The sequence below is a fragment of the Komagataeibacter xylinus genome (genome assembly GCF_009834365.1).
GTDB classification, from domain to species: domain Bacteria; phylum Pseudomonadota; class Alphaproteobacteria; order Acetobacterales; family Acetobacteraceae; genus Komagataeibacter; species Komagataeibacter xylinus_D.
The window spans coordinates 634368-648694 of sequence record NZ_CP041348.1 but is presented as its reverse complement, the minus strand read 5'-3'; the positions used below and the strand labels follow the sequence as shown (position 1 = coordinate 648694).

Genomic DNA, 14327 nt, shown 5'->3' with positions numbered 1-14327 from the left:
TCGGGAGTTCTGGATGTTTGCTCGTGTACTGGGTCTGCTTTCCGCTGACATGGCGATCGACCTCGGCACGGCGAATACGCTGGTTTACGTGAAGGGGCGTGGCGTCGTCCTGAACGAACCTTCGGTCGTCGCGCTGGCAGAGGTACGGGGCAAGAAGCAGGTTCTCGCAGTTGGCGAGGAAGCCAAGCAGATGGTTGGCCGCACGCCCGGCAACATCACGGCCATCCGCCCGCTGCGCGATGGCGTGATCGCGGACTTCGAGGTGGCGGAGGAAATGATCAAGCATTTCATCCGCAAGGTCCATAACCGCCGCATGTTCGCAAGCCCGCTGATTATCGTGTGCGTGCCGTCGGGTTCCACCGCCGTCGAGCGCCGCGCCATCCAGGAAAGCGCTGAAAGTGCCGGTGCGCGCAAGGTATTCCTGATCGAGGAACCCATGGCGGCGGCCATCGGTGCGGGGCTGCCGGTGACCGAGCCTTCGGGCAGCATGATCGTCGATATCGGCGGTGGCACGACGGAAGTGGCCGTCATCTCGCTTGGCGGCATTGTATACGCGCGCTCCGTGCGGGTGGGCGGCGACAAGATGGATGAGGCGATCATCTCCTACATCCGCCGCAATCATAATCTTTTGATTGGTGAAAGCTCGGCCGAGCAGATCAAGATCCACCTCGGCTCGGCCATGCTGCCCGATGACCCGAACGATCCCGGCCCGTGGCGTGAGGTCAAGGGGCGTGACCTGATCAATGGCGTGCCACGCGAGGTTGTCGTCTCGCAGGCGCAGATTGCCGAGAGCCTGGCCGAGCCTGTCAGCCAGATTCTTGACGCGGTGACCACGGCGCTTGAGAATACCCCGCCTGAACTTGCGGCCGATATCGTGGACAAGGGCATTGTCCTGACCGGTGGCGGCGCGCTGCTGTACCGGCTTGATGAAGTGCTGCGGCGCGAAACCGGCCTGCCGGTTACGGTGGGCGAGGATGCGCTGTCCTGCGTGGCCATGGGCACGGGCCGCGCGCTTGAGGAAATGAAGCGCCTGCGCAATGTACTGACCAGCATGTACTAACGACGGCCGCCGCCCACGGCGCAAGGCAGGGCGGCGTGCCGAGGGGGGAGACGCAGGACGATGCAGGTCCGGCGAGCAGGCATAAGTGAACGATCCGACCGGCATGGCGCAGGCGCCGCGCGTGGGGAGCGTGCGTGATGCCTGTCTCCATCCAGTTCCGCCAGGCATTGGGCAAGCTTGTGCTGCCTGCCCTCATTCTCGTGGCCTGCGGCGTCATCCTGCTGGGCAAGGCCGATCGCGGCCTCATTGAAAAACTGCGCATGAACACCGCCGACCTGCTCGCCCCCGCCTACGGGCTGGTGGCCTGGCCGCAGGAAAAACTGCGCTGGGTGTCTGGCAACCTGCAGGATATCCGCAACCTCGAGGCCGAAAACATCCGTCTGCGCACCGAGAACGTATCGCTGCGCCACTGGTATGACGTGGCCGCGGCACTTGCCGATGAAAACGCGACGCTGAAGGCCAACCTGCACTGGATTCCCGATAACGCGCCCACCTTTGTCAGCGGGCGGGTGGTGCGCGATACCAGCGGGCTGTACGCACGCGCGGTGCTGCTGGCCCTCAACCCCGATACGGCGGTGCGCAAGGGTGGGATCGCCCTTGATGGCGCGGGGCTGGTCGGGCGCGTGACCGAGGTGGGGCGGCGCTCGGCGCGCGTGCTGCTGATTACCGATTCGTCAAGCCGCCTGCCGGTTACGCTTGAATCGAGCCATGCGGCGGCCATCATGGCGGGCGACAATTCGGCCCTGCCGCGCATCATCTTCTACCCGCAGGACAATGTGCCGATCGAGGGCGAGCGTGTCGTGACCAATGGCGAGATCGAAAGCCTGCCCGCAGGCCTGCCGGTGGGGCATGTGCATTACCTGCGCCCCGGCCAGCCGGTGGTTGTGCCTGCGGCTGCGCTCGACCATGTCGATATGCTGCGCGTGTTCGATTATGAGGACAGCGTGGTGCCACCCGATGCGCCGGGTCGCGTGCCCCTGCCCGCAGGTGGCGGTGCCATGCCCCTGCCCGCGCACCCCGATCAGGGCCTGCACGGATGAAAGCCTTCACGCCCCCCCCGATCCGCCCCGGCATCCAGCCCCGTTCGGGGCTGGGCTACCGTATCGACCATGGCGTGCGCAGCAGCGTGCCGTTCCTGTTCGTGTTCTTTGCCACACTGGTGCTCTCGGCACCGCTCAACCTGCCAGGGCAGGTCGAGTTGATGCCGGCCATCATCATGGCCACCATCTTCCTGTGGTCGGTGTTCGTGCCGGTGCTCATGCCCTCACTGGCAGTGTTCGTGCTGGGCATATGGGCCGATATTCTGAGTTTTGGCCCCGCAGGCGTGATGCTGCTCATGATGCTGATCGTGCATGGTGTGGCCCTGTCGGGGCGTTATACACTGGCACGGGTTAATTTTTTTATTCTCTGGCTTGTGTTTGGCGTGGTGATGGTGGGCGTTACGGCGCTACAATGGGTGCTGTGCTGCGCGCTTGCGCTGCATATTGTGGAGTTTCTGCCCTTTGTGTTCGAGACAGTCCTGGCCTTTGGCAGCTTTCCTGTCCTGTATACGGGATTTGTCTGGACCTACCGTTTTGTCGTCAATAACGCGGACCGCGCCTGAAGCCGGTGCCACGGCCTGCGTGCCGGATGAGTGAATGAAGTTACGCAAGAAGAAATCCGGCAACCGGCTCATGTCGCGCCCGGAGGAGGGCAAGAATCCCTCCCGTGGCGTCTTTACCCGTCGCGCCCTGCTGCTCATGGCAGCCCAGGGCGCGGTGCTCGGGGCATTGGGTGAACGTCTGTACGGGCTTCAGGTTCTCAACGGCAGCCATTATGCGAAGCTTGCGGAAAACAACCGCCTGAGCAAACGCTTCTTCGCCCCGCCGCGCGGGCGCATTACCGACCGGTTCGGCATTTCGGTCGCGGCCAACCGCATCAACTGGCGCGCCCTGCTTCTGGCCGAGGAAACCAGTGACATCAACGGCACGCTCGAGCGTTTTGCCCAGCTCGTGCCGCTCGAGCCGCGCGACAGCGTGCGCATCGAGCATGAACTGCGCCACAAGCGGCGGTTCATCCCCATCATGCTGCGTGATTTCCTGTCATGGGATGACATGGCGCGGCTGGAACTCAACATGCCCTCCCTGCCGGGTGTGCTGATCGATGTCGGCACCACGCGCGTCTACCCCTTCGGCCCGCTCATGGCGCATGTGGTGGGCTATGTCGCGCCCCCGGCGGAAAAGGACGTGGTGCACAATGCCGAACTCGCCCTGCCGGGCATGCGCGTGGGGCGCTCGGGCATTGAGCAGACACAGGATCTGAACCTGCGCGGGCAGGTAGGCTCGGTGGAGATGGAGGTCAACGCGGTGGGCCGCGTGATGGCCGAGCTTGACCGCGACCCCGGCCTTGCGGGCGACGAGATCGCGCTCACTATCGATAGCGGCCTGCAGCAGCAGGTGCTTGGTCGCATTGGCGACCAGTCAGCCAGCGCGGTGGTGATGGACTGCCGCAATGGTGAGGTGCTGGCCATGGTCAGCAACCCCTCCTTCGACCCTTCGCTGTTCGATAGTGGCGTAAGCCAGGCACAGTGGATCGAGTGGACCAACAACAGCCAGACCCCGCTCATCAACAAGGCGGTGTCGGGCCTGTATCCGCCCGGCTCCACCTTCAAGCCTGCCGTGGCCATGGCGGCACTGCGCGCGGGCACGCTCTCCCCCTCCGACCGCATTAACTGCCCCGGCTATATCGATGTGGGCGGCACGCGCTTTCATTGCTGGTCGCGCTACGGGCATGGCACGATCAACCTGCGGCAGGGGCTGAAATATTCGTGCGACGTGTTCTTCTATGAAGTGGCGCGCCGCACCGGCATGGACCCCATCGCGGCCACGTCCGAACTGTTTGGCCTTGGCGCCAGGCTGCCCGAGATCGAACTGCCGCATGTGCGCCAGGGGCTGATCCCCACGCCCACATGGCGGCGCGCGCATGGCCATCACTGGAATGGTGGCGACACCATTGTCAGCGGCATCGGGCAGGGCTTCGTGCAGGTCACGCCGCTGCAGCTTGCCACCTATGCCTCGCGCATTGCCACGGGGCGCAACGTGCAGCCGCACCTGATCCGCTCGGTGGCAGGGCGCATGGCGGACCTGACCGATCTGGGCCGCGCACCGGGCATGGACATGCCCGAGCACTTTTTTGAAGACATACGGGCGGGCATGTACGCCGTGGTGAATGAGGAAGGCGGCACCGCTCCCAAGGCGCGGCTGGACATTCCGGGCGTGCAGATGGCGGGCAAGACCGGTTCGGCGCAGGTGCGGCGTGTTTCGCGCGCCATGCGCGAGAGCGGGCACTTCAACTCCGCCAACCTGCCATGGGAATACCGCCCCCATGCGCTGTTCATCTGTTTCGCGCCCTATGATGCCCCGCGTTACGCCACGGCCGTGGTGATCGAACACGGCAATGCGGGTGCGGATGTGGCCGCCCCCCTTGCGCGTGATATCATGACCGATACCCTGCGCCGCGACCCGGTCAACCACCGCGAACCGCCGGGCCAGGAAGTGGCGCAGGCCGAGGTGGACTGATACGGGCCACGCGTGCCCCGCCACCGCCCACGCCTGTTGTGGAGAATGGAATGAAATTCCAGAAGCGCCTGCTGCGCGCCGAACCCAATTTCCAGATCCTGACCAAGCTGTGGCAGGTCAACTGGCTGTACGTGCTGCTGATCTGCGCGCTGGCGGTGATCGGTTACGGGGCGCTATATTCGGCAGGTGGTGGCACGTCGCGGCCGTTTGCCGGGCCGCAATCCATCCGCTTCTGCTTTGGCCTGGTCATGATGCTGGGCATAGCGCTGATGAGTCCGGCCATTCTGGTGCGCATGGCGTGGCCGCTTTACATCTTCTCGCTCATCCTGCTCGTTGCGGTGCTGCGCATGGGGCATGTGGGCAAGGGGGCGGAGCGGTGGCTGATGTTGGGGGGCATGCAGGTCCAGCCCTCGGAACTGGCCAAGATCGCGCTGGTGCTCATGCTGGCCTCGTGGTTTCACAAGATCAGTTACCGCAGCATGGGCAACCCGCTCATGCTGGTGCCGCCTGCCCTCATGGTGCTGCTGCCGGTGGCCCTTGTGCTCAAGGAGCCAAACCTTGGCACCGCCGTCATTATCGGCACGGTGGGGGCGAGCATGTTCTTCGGGGCGGGCATGCGGCTGTGGCAGATTGCGCTGCTGGTGCTGCCCATGCCCTTCCTTGCCAAAATCGCCTACAGCCACCTGCATGATTACCAGAAGGCGCGGGTCACCACCTTCCTTCACCCCGAGAGTGATCCGCTCGGTGCAGGCTACAACATCATCCAGTCCAAGATCGCGCTGGGGTCGGGCGGCATGTGGGGGCAGGGCTACCTGCGGGGCACGCAGGGGCAGCTCAACTTCCTGCCTGAAAAGCAGACCGACTTCATCTTCACCATGATTGCGGAAGAATGGGGGTACGTGGGCGGCATCACCGTGATCGGCATGCTGCTTTTGCTGGTATTTGGCGGCATGCTGATCGCCATGCGCAGCCGCAACCAGTTCGGGCGGCTGCTCGGGCTTGGCATTTCCATGAACTTCTTCCTGTACTGTGCGGTCAACCTGTCCATGGTGATGGGGGCGATCCCGGTGGGTGGCGTGCCGCTGCCGCTCATCTCCTATGGCGGGTCGGCCATGCTCATGGTCATGTTCGGCTTCGGGCTGCTCATGTCAGCGTGGGTGCATCGCAATTCCACCTTTGGCGAGACCACGCCGGGGGAAAAGGACTGATGGCAGCCATCGTGCCGCCCACGCCTGCCATTCACCGCTCCTACCGGCTCAGCACCTATCATGTGCCCGGCATGCCGGTCATTCGCATCGGGCACAGGCCGGGCTGGCCGGGGCGTGCGCCCGCGGGCGATATTGTTTTGCTCAGCGCATGCAACCCCGGTGGCAGGTTGCGGCCCGATGGCTGGAACCGGCGCATGATGGCGCGGCTTGCGCAATGCCTGGCAGGGTTGCCCCATGCATTGGGGGAAGGACGGCTGGGAAGATGGTCCGAGCCGCTTTATGGCGTGCAGGTGGGGCTTGCGCGTGGGTTGGTACTCGCACGGCGGTTCCGGCAGAATGCCGTGGTGGTGGTGCATGGTAACCGGCCCGCGCGGCTGGTGTATCTGGCCTGAGGCTGAAATCAAAAAGAATGCCGCCTTTTTTGAAAAAAGGCGGCACCCCAAAACTTTTGTTTTTTAAAGATTTATCAGCCTTCGATCTGGCTGAAATCGGCAATCAGCACCGTCATGCGGCACAGTTCCGACAGCAGGCGCAGTCGGTTGGCGCGGATGGCGGGGTCGTTGTCGTTGACCGTTACCTTGTCAAAGAACTGGTCCAGCGCGGGGCGTAGGGAAGCGACATCACGCATGGCATCGGCGTAGCGTTCCTGCGCCGTGGCCTGCTCGACGGCAGGGATGGTCGTGGCCAGTTGATCGGCCAGCGCCTTTTCCTCGGGCTGGGTGTACAGCACGGGGTTGGGCGTGCCCTCATGCGGGCCGTCCTTGCGGTCCTCGATGCGCAGGATATTGGCGGCACGCTTGGTGGCGGCAAGCATGTTGCGCCCGTCATCGGTTTCCAGCATGTCGGCAATGGCCTTGGCGCGGGCCAGCAGGCGCACGATGTCGGTATCGGTATTGCCTACCGATACGGCGGCCAGAATGTCATGCCGCGCGCCCTCGCCACGCAGTTGAACGCGCAGGCGGTCAGCCACGAATTCGGGCAGCACGTCCAGATCGGGGGCAAGGCGCAGTGCCTCGGGCAGGCCTTGGGCTGCCTCCCAGAACACTTTTGCCAGATCCAGCCGCAGCCCGTTTTCACGAATGATGCGGATGACGCCAAGGGCCGCCCGGCGCAGCGCATACGGGTCGCCCGAGCCGCCCGGCTTCTCGCCCGCGGCAAAGAAGGCCACCAGCATGTCGATCTTGTCGGCCAGCGCCACAGCCACCGAGACCGGAGCAGTCGGCACCGCATCAAGCGGGCCGCGTGGCATGTAATGCGCGCCAATGGCATCGGCAACCGCAGCAGGCTCGCCATCGTGGCGGGCGTAATAGGCCCCCATGATGCCCTGAAGCTCGGGGAATTCACCTACCATGCCGGTGGTGAGATCAGCTTTGCACAGCAGGGCCGCGCGTTCGGCCTGAGCCTGATCGGCCCCGGTCATGCCTGCAAGAATGCCCGCAAGCCGCACGATGCGCTTCACCCGCTCGCCCTGGCTGCCAAGGCTTGCGTGGAACACGATGCGGTCGAGTGCGGGCACGCGGCTTTCCAGCGTGTTGGCGCGGTCGAGATCCCAGAAGTGGCGGGCATCGGCAAAACGGGCGCGCAGTACGCGCTCGTTGCCTGCAATGGTCAGTGCCCCGCCATCACTGGGCAGCAGGTTGGCCACGAAGGCGAAGCGGGGTGCGGCCGAGCCATCCGAATTACGCAGCGCGAAGTAACGCTGGTTCACCCGCATGGAAACCTGCATCACCTCGGGCGGCAGGGTCATGAATTCATCATCGATCTGACCAAGGAAGGGCACCGGCCATTCGGTCAGCCCTGCCACTTCGTCGATCAGGCCGGGATCAGCTACTACGCTCAGCCCTTCCTCACTGGCAAGGCGGGCGACACCTTCAGCAATGGTGGTGCGGCGGCAGGCGGCATCGGGTTCGACCTGATGGGCGCGCAGGCCCTCCAGCCAGTCCCTGGTGCTGCTTACGGCAAACGCGCCGGGGGCAGTGAAACGGTGGCCTTCGGTCAGGTTGCCCGATTTCAGGCCATGGCCGTTATCCTCGCCTTCCGCCAGCGTGAAATCGACCACCCTGCCATCAAGCAGGCATACGATGCGGCGCAGCGGGCGCACCCATGTAAAGGCGCTGCCCACGCCCCAGCGCATGGATTTGGGCCAGGGGAAGCGACGCAGCAGGCCGGGCAGCACATCGGCAATGCGGGTGGCGGCATCAACGGGCGGAATGTCGCGATGCAGCACCCAGAAGCCGTTCTCGGCCACCAGTGCATCCTGTGTCACGCCATGCTTGCGCATGAAGCCGGCCAGTGCCTTCTCGGGCGCGCTTTCACGCGGGCCGCGCTCATTGACCGTGCTGCCGGGCACGGTGGCGTCGACCTCAAGCGACAGCGCAATGCGGCGCGGGCTGGCATAGGCCGTGGCCGCGCGCGGCTTGAGGGCGGCAAGGGCCTCGGTTACGAGGCGTTCAAGGTCGGCCGCCGCGCGCGCCTGCATGCGGGCCGGAATTTCCTCGGAGAAGAGTTCGATAAGCAGTTCGGGCATGATCTCTTATTCCTCGCCCGCCAGCCACGTTTCACAGCAGCGCCTGGCCAGGTTGCGCACGCGGCCGATATAGGCGGCGCGCTCGCTTACGCTGATCACGCCGCGCGCGTCGAGCAGGTTGAACAGATGGCTGGCCTTGAGGCACTGGTCATAGGCGGGCTGGGCCAGCCCTGCCTCGGCAAGCGCTGTGGATTCGCGCTCGGCATCGATGAAGTGCCGGTGCAGCATCTCCACATCCGCCACCTCGAAGTTATGGCGCGAATAGTCCTGCTCGGCGCGCAGGAATACATCGCCATATTTCAGGCCCTGGCCATTGAAATCGAGGTCATAGACATTCTCGATTCCCTGCACGTACATCGCCAGCCGTTCCAGCCCGTAGGTCAGTTCGGTGGAGGGCATGACGGTGGGAATGCCGCCAACCTGCTGGAAGTAGGTGAACTGCGTCACCTCCATGCCATCGCACCATACTTCCCACCCCAGGCCCCAGGCACCGATGGTGGGGTTTTCCCAGTCATCTTCCACAAAGCGGATGTCGTGCTCGAGCGGGTCGATGCCGATGGCGCGGTAGCTGTCGAGCAGCAGCTTCTGGCTCTCCTCCGGCGTGGGCTTGAGCAGCACCTGGTACTGGTAATAGTGCTGCAGGCGATTCGGGTTCTCGCCATAGCGACCATCCGACGGGCGGCGGCATGGCTGCACGTAGGCGGCCTTCCACGGCTTGGGGCCAAGGGCGCGCAGCGTGGTGTGCGGCGAGAGCGTGCCCGCGCCCACCTCCGTATCATAGGGCTGGAGGATGGCGCAGCCCTGATCGGACCAGAACTGGTGCAGCTTCAGGATAAGCCCCTGAAAGGACAGCGGGCGCGGTGAGGTGGGTGATCGGGGCACGGGGGCCGGGTCCATGAAAGAGATGCTCCGGTAAACGGGTAGAGGTCTGCGCCATCTGGCGCAAAATCGCCGGACAGCATACCGTTATGCGGCCCCGACCGGAAGGTCGGGCGTGGCATACGCCCAAAGCGGCCCCGCATGGCAGGGCGGGGCCTTGCTTATTGCGCCCGCACGGACCACATCAGCAGGGATACGGTATCCCAGCCCAAGGCAGGACAGACAGGATGAATGACCAGGAACGCGAACTGATTACACAGTTTTTTGCCCGCGTGGGGGGCAATGCCCCCGGCAGCGTGCCGCAGACGACAACCGCCCTCCCGCCGATCGACCCGCAGGCCGATCAGTATATCGGGCAGATGTTCCAGAAATATCCTGAAGCCCGCTACCGCATCACCCAGACCGCCGTGGTGCAGGAAGCGGCCCTTGCCGAGGCGCAGAACCGGATTCGCCAGCTTCAGTGGCAGCTCCAGCAGGCGCAGCAGCAGATCCAGCAGATGCAGCAGCAGGTGCCGCCTCAGCAGGCATCGGGTGGTAGCGGGGGCGGGTTCCTCAGCGGCATATTTGGTGGTGGCCAGCGCGCGCAGCAGGCAGCCCCCCCGCCGGGCTGGGGTGGGGCTGCAGCGCCTTCGTCACCGCCGCCGCAGCCGGTCTATCCGCAGGGCATGCAGCCGGGCATGTTCCGCTCGGGTGGTTCGGGCTTTCTTGGCTCGGCCCTGACCACGGCGGCTGGCGTGGCCGGTGGCATGATGATGGGCAACGCGCTGACCGGCCTGTTCAGCGGGCACCATGATGATGGCGGCTTTGCCAGCGGCATGCCCCAGGGTGGCACGGGCGAGACCATCATCAATAACAACTACGGTGACAGCACGGCAGGCACCGGCGGCGCCGACCCGTTTGCCGGTGGTGGCACCACGGCGGATTCCGGTTTTGATGCCGGTGGCGCTGGCGGCGATGATGGCGGCGGTTTCGACGGCGGGTTTGACGCGGGCGACGATAACAGCTTCTGAGTGCGCCCTGTCTTGTTCGTGGGGAAGGGGCATCCATTGCGGGTGCCCCTTTTTTTGTAAGAAGGATTTTCGAAGATTTTTGAAAAAAAAAGCTTCGAACAACACTGCCTTTTTTAAAAACCGGCATCACCCGGAAACAAACACACGCTTACGGTTCGCAGCCAGGCACAGGGGGAAACAGGATATGGCGCAGCAGGAATTCATGCTCGACCCGCCACCTGCATCCACCCCGAAGCATGAAGCGCTTGATGCCGGGGCCACCGTGCTGCGCGGTCATGCCGCGTCACAGGCGCAGGCGATGCTGGCGGGCATAAAGCAGATTGCCCGGCTCGCCCCCTTCCGGCGCATGACAGTGGCGGGCGGCGGCAGCATGTCGGTCGCCATGACCTGTTGCGGGGCGGCAGGCTGGTGCAGTGACGCGCAGGGCCATCGTTATGAAACCCGTGACCCCATGACCGGCCAGCCCTGGCCCACCCTGCCGCCTGCGTGGCGGGAGTGGGCCATCGCGGCAGCAAGGCTTGCGGGGTATGAGGGGTTTGCGCCCGATACCTGCCTGATCAACGGCTACCGCCCCGGTGCGCGGATGGGGCTGCATCAGGATGATGACGAGCGGGCGGATGCGCCTGTCGTTTCCGTCTCTTTCGGCCTGCCCGCCATTTTTCAGTGGGGCGGGTTGCGGCGTGCGGACCCGGTGCGGCGCATTGCGCTGCTACATGGGGATGTTGTGGTGTGGGGTGGCCCGTCGCGGCATGTCTTTCACGGCATCGCGCCGCTGCGGGCAGGCCAGCACCCGGTTACAGGGCCGTGCCGCTACAACCTGACCTTCCGGCGGGTGTGGTAGGGCGGGGCTGCTTCAGGCTTGGCGGAACTGCCAGCTGCCCAGAAAGTGGTCGAACACTCTCTGCACTTCTTCGCGTCTTGCCCAGAACAGTTCGGTATCCATGTTGGCGATTCTGTACAGATCTTCAGGATTACAATGGCTGAGCAATGCGACGGACATGATGTAGCTGAAGATGTCGAACGCCTGCGCGCGTATCGTGGCATCCTGGCATTTATGGTGGGTCAGGCAGGTGATGGCCTGATTCAACCGTGCAAACGCGCCTTCATCCCATACCCATTCCTCATGCAGCCTGCCGAGAAAGGAATCATCGCGGAAGTGGGAACTGAAGGGTGCATTGTGCGCAACAATCTCTTCCGCCGTGGTCTGCTCCATAACGGGTCCGTTCCTTTGAGTGACTGTCATTGACCCTATGGTGTCATGGTCCGAAAGGCGAGCGCAGAGGCGGATTGTTAGCGGGTATTTAAGTTAAGGAAAGTTTTGGTGCAGCTTTTTTCAAAAAAGCTTCAAAAAAAGAATGCCGCCTTTTTGCAAAAAGGCGGCACTTGGAAACTTCTATTTCTATCAGCCCTTAAGGGTCGCAGCCTGCTTTGCGTGGGCTGTAATGGCCGCCACGTCCGGCGCACCGGCGGGTACCAGCCACGAGCCACCCACGCACAGCACGGAGGGCAGGCCCAGCCAGTCGGCCGCGGTCTCGGCCTTGATGCCGCCGGTGGGGCAGAAACGCGCCTGCCCGAACGGGGCGGACAGCGCTTTCAGCGCCGGGATGCCGCCCGCCGCCACAGCGGGGAAGAACTTGAAATGCGTCAGCCCAAGGTCCAGCCCACGCATGATGTCGCTGGCATTGGCCGTGCCGGGCAGCAGCGATACGTCGCTCGCCCGTGCCGCCTGTGCCACACCTGTGGTCAGGCCGGGGCTGACAATAAAGCGGGCTCCGGCATCGACCGAGCGTTTGAGGTCATCGCCATTGAGCACGGTGCCAGCGCCCACAACGGCGCCTTCCACCTTCGCCATCTCGGCAATGACTTCCAGCGCGCAGTCGGTGCGCAGGGTGACCTCAAGCGCGCGCAGGCCACCGGCCACAAGGGCCTCGGCCACCGGGCGGGCATGGGCGGGGTCGTGAATGACCAGCACCGGAATAACCGGGGCAAGGGTCATGATCTCTTCAATGCGGGCCATGTCGGCTCCCTTGTGCAAGGCGTTGGGGTTCACGCGCTCTGTTGTGCCGCCATGTGGTCCATGGAGGCAAGAATGGCCGAGGCCCCCTGCTCGGGCAGGTCCACGTTATTGCGCATCAGCGCAAACAGTTCGCGCCCGGTGCCGAACTGCGGCGCAGGCGGCCGGGCGGGCGTGCGGTCGGCCAGCACGCTGGCTTCCACCAGCGCCTCGATGCGGCCTGTCTGGGCGCACACGCGCACCATGTCGCCATCGCGCAGCAGCGACAGCGGGCCGCCCACATAGGCTTCCGGCCCGATATGAATGGCGGCGGGCACCTTGCCGCTCGCGCCCGACATGCGGCCATCGGTCACGAGAGCCACCTTGTGCCCCCGGTCCTGCAACACCGCCAGGGTGGGGGTGAGCTTGTGCAACTCAGGCATGCCGTTGGCGGCAGGACCCTGGAAGCGCACCACAACCACCACGTCGCGGTCGAGTTTGCCCGCGCGGAAGGCGGTCAGCACATCTTCCTGATGGTCGAACACGGCAGCCGGGGCCTCGATGGTCCAGCGTTCGGGTGCGACGGAACTGGTCTTGTAGATGCCGCGCCCCAGATTGCCCTCCATCACCTTCATGCCGCCATCAGTACGGAAGGGGTTGGCAGGCGCGCGCAGGATGCTCTCGTTGGTGGAGGGGCCAGCCTCTTCCCACACCACCTTATCCTCACGCAGTTCGGGCTTCTTGCGGTATTCATCAAAGCCGCCACGCGCCACGGTCAGGATATCGGGGTGCAGCAGCCCCGCATCGAGCAGCGAGCCGATCAGGCTGGGCATGCCGCCCACGTTGTGGAAGGCGTTCACATCCTCCGACCCGTTGGGGTAGACACGGGTGAGCTGCGGCACGATGGCGGAGAGCTGGTCGAGGTCGGTCCAGTCGATGATGATGCCCGCCGCCCGCGCCATGGCGGGAATGTGGATGGCAAGGTTGGTCGACCCGCCCGTGGCCAGCAGGCCCACGGCGGCGTTGACAATGGCACGCTCATCAACGCACAGGCCCAGCGGGCGGTAATCCTCGCCGCGCGCGCCGATCTCGCTCAGGCGGTGGATGGCGGCGCGCGTCAGTTCCTGCCGCAGCCTGCTGTTGGGCGGCACGAAGGAGGAGCCGGGCAGATGCAGGCCCATCACCTCCATCAGCATCTGGTTGGTGTTGGCCGTGCCATAGAAGGTGCAGGTGCCTGCTGCGTGATAGGATTCGGATTCCGCATCCATGAGTTTGTCCTTGCCCACCTTGCCCTCGGCATAAAGCTGGCGGATGCGCTGCTTCTCGCTATTGGGCAGGCCCGATGGCATGGGGCCGGACGGAATCAGGATGGTGGGCAGGTGCCCAAAGCGCAGCGCGCCCATGAGCAGGCCGGGCACGATCTTGTCGCATATGCCCAGCATGGCAACGCCTTCATACATGCCATGGCTCAGCCCGACTGCGGTGGAGAGCGCAATGACATCACGGCTGAACAGCGAGATCTCCATGCCCGGCTGGCCCTGCGTCACGCCATCGCACATGGCGGGCGTGCCGCCTGCCACCTGCGCCGTGCCGCCCACCTCACGCGCGAACAGCTTGATCTGGTCAGGGTAGCGGCCATAGGGTTGGTGGGCGGAGAGCATGTCGTTATAGGCGGTGATGATGCCCACATTCATGCCGCCCGCCCCGCGCAGGCCCGCCTTGTCGTTGCCTGATGCGGCAATGGCATGGGCCAGGTTGCCACACGCCAGGCGCGGGCGGCTGATGCCGTTTTCACGCTCGCGGGCGATCAGGTCCAGATAGGCCTTACGGGTGCGGGCCGAACGGGCAATGACCCGCTCGGTCACGGCGGTCAGGACGGGGTGCAGGCTCATGGCATCTCACAGACTTTGAAGCACCTGCGCCGGGCTGTGCCAGAGCAGGCTCGCCATCCATTGCACCGGCAACGATAGCGGGAGGGAAAGCGGCCGGAATGTGCGAATATCCTGTGACCGCATGGCGGAAGGCCATTTATTTGCAAAAACGGACCTAGATCAAGACATAAAATTATAAAAAAAATAGCAATAAGATAACTT

The 14327-nt window shown here is 64.3% G+C and carries 13 protein-coding genes; 8 read left to right on the top strand and 5 right to left on the bottom strand.

What is annotated here, in order from left to right:
- Nucleotides 1–13 precede the first annotated feature (13 nt).
- From FMA36_RS03075 to FMA36_RS03050, 6 genes are all read left to right on the top strand, one after another.
- The gene (locus FMA36_RS03075; RefSeq protein WP_159260729.1) at nucleotides 14–1060 is read left to right on the top strand and encodes a rod shape-determining protein; all 1047 of its coding nucleotides are present in this window, start codon (nucleotides 14–16) and stop codon (nucleotides 1058–1060) included.
- 137 nt (nucleotides 1061–1197) lie between these two features.
- Nucleotides 1198–2100: a rod shape-determining protein MreC gene (gene mreC, locus FMA36_RS03070; RefSeq protein WP_159260726.1), complete on the top strand. Its 903-nt coding sequence runs from the start codon at nucleotides 1198–1200 to the stop codon at nucleotides 2098–2100.
- Nucleotides 2097–2663: a rod shape-determining protein gene (locus tag FMA36_RS03065; protein ID WP_159260725.1), complete on the top strand. Its 567-nt coding sequence runs from the start codon at nucleotides 2097–2099 to the stop codon at nucleotides 2661–2663. The genes mreC and FMA36_RS03065 overlap by 4 nt, the downstream gene beginning before the upstream one ends.
- Nucleotides 2664–2697: 34 nt before the next feature.
- Complete coding sequence (mrdA, locus tag FMA36_RS03060) at nucleotides 2698–4617, top strand: penicillin-binding protein 2 (RefSeq protein WP_159260722.1); 1920 nt, start codon at nucleotides 2698–2700, stop codon at nucleotides 4615–4617.
- 50 nt (nucleotides 4618–4667) lie between these two features.
- Nucleotides 4668–5825: a rod shape-determining protein RodA gene (rodA, locus tag FMA36_RS03055; protein WP_130730205.1), complete on the top strand. Its 1158-nt coding sequence runs from the start codon at nucleotides 4668–4670 to the stop codon at nucleotides 5823–5825.
- Nucleotides 5825–6217: a DUF3293 domain-containing protein gene (locus tag FMA36_RS03050; protein ID WP_159260721.1), complete on the top strand. Its 393-nt coding sequence runs from the start codon at nucleotides 5825–5827 to the stop codon at nucleotides 6215–6217. Before rodA ends, FMA36_RS03050 begins: the two co-directional genes overlap by 1 nt.
- A gap of 74 nt (nucleotides 6218–6291) precedes the next feature.
- On the opposite strand, the gene glyS is transcribed toward FMA36_RS03050, so the two are convergent.
- The gene (gene glyS / locus FMA36_RS03045; RefSeq protein WP_159260719.1) at nucleotides 6292–8352 is read right to left on the bottom strand and encodes a glycine--tRNA ligase subunit beta; all 2061 of its coding nucleotides are present in this window, start codon (nucleotides 8350–8352) and stop codon (nucleotides 6292–6294) included.
- 6 nt (nucleotides 8353–8358) lie between these two features.
- Nucleotides 8359–9249 carry a glycine--tRNA ligase subunit alpha gene (locus FMA36_RS03040; RefSeq protein ID WP_061274502.1) on the bottom strand — a complete coding sequence of 297 codons (891 nt, stop codon included), beginning with the start codon at nucleotides 9247–9249 and terminating at the stop codon, nucleotides 8359–8361.
- A 209-nt stretch (nucleotides 9250–9458) separates the two neighbouring features.
- On the opposite strand from FMA36_RS03040, the gene FMA36_RS03035 reads away from it, so the two are divergent.
- Nucleotides 9459–10241, top strand: a complete 783-nt coding sequence (locus FMA36_RS03035; protein WP_159260717.1) for a DUF2076 domain-containing protein — start codon at nucleotides 9459–9461, stop codon at nucleotides 10239–10241.
- 184 nt (nucleotides 10242–10425) lie between these two features.
- Nucleotides 10426–11082: a DNA oxidative demethylase AlkB gene (alkB, locus tag FMA36_RS03030; protein ID WP_159260715.1), complete on the top strand. Its 657-nt coding sequence runs from the start codon at nucleotides 10426–10428 to the stop codon at nucleotides 11080–11082.
- Nucleotides 11083–11094: 12 nt separating this feature from the next.
- On the opposite strand, the gene FMA36_RS03025 is transcribed toward alkB, so the two are convergent.
- From FMA36_RS03025 to edd, 3 genes are all read right to left on the bottom strand, one after another.
- Nucleotides 11095–11454, bottom strand: coding sequence for a hypothetical protein (locus tag FMA36_RS03025; protein ID WP_159260713.1), 360 nt, complete (start codon nucleotides 11452–11454; stop codon nucleotides 11095–11097).
- A gap of 189 nt (nucleotides 11455–11643) precedes the next feature.
- A complete protein-coding gene (gene eda / locus FMA36_RS03020; RefSeq protein WP_159260711.1) occupies nucleotides 11644–12258 on the bottom strand; it encodes a bifunctional 4-hydroxy-2-oxoglutarate aldolase/2-dehydro-3-deoxy-phosphogluconate aldolase in 615 nt (204 codons plus the stop codon).
- A 29-nt stretch (nucleotides 12259–12287) separates the two neighbouring features.
- Entirely contained in the window at nucleotides 12288–14126 is a 1839-nt protein-coding gene (gene edd, locus FMA36_RS03015; protein WP_159260709.1) for a phosphogluconate dehydratase, read from the bottom strand.
- Between the last annotated feature and the right edge of the window lie 201 nt (nucleotides 14127–14327).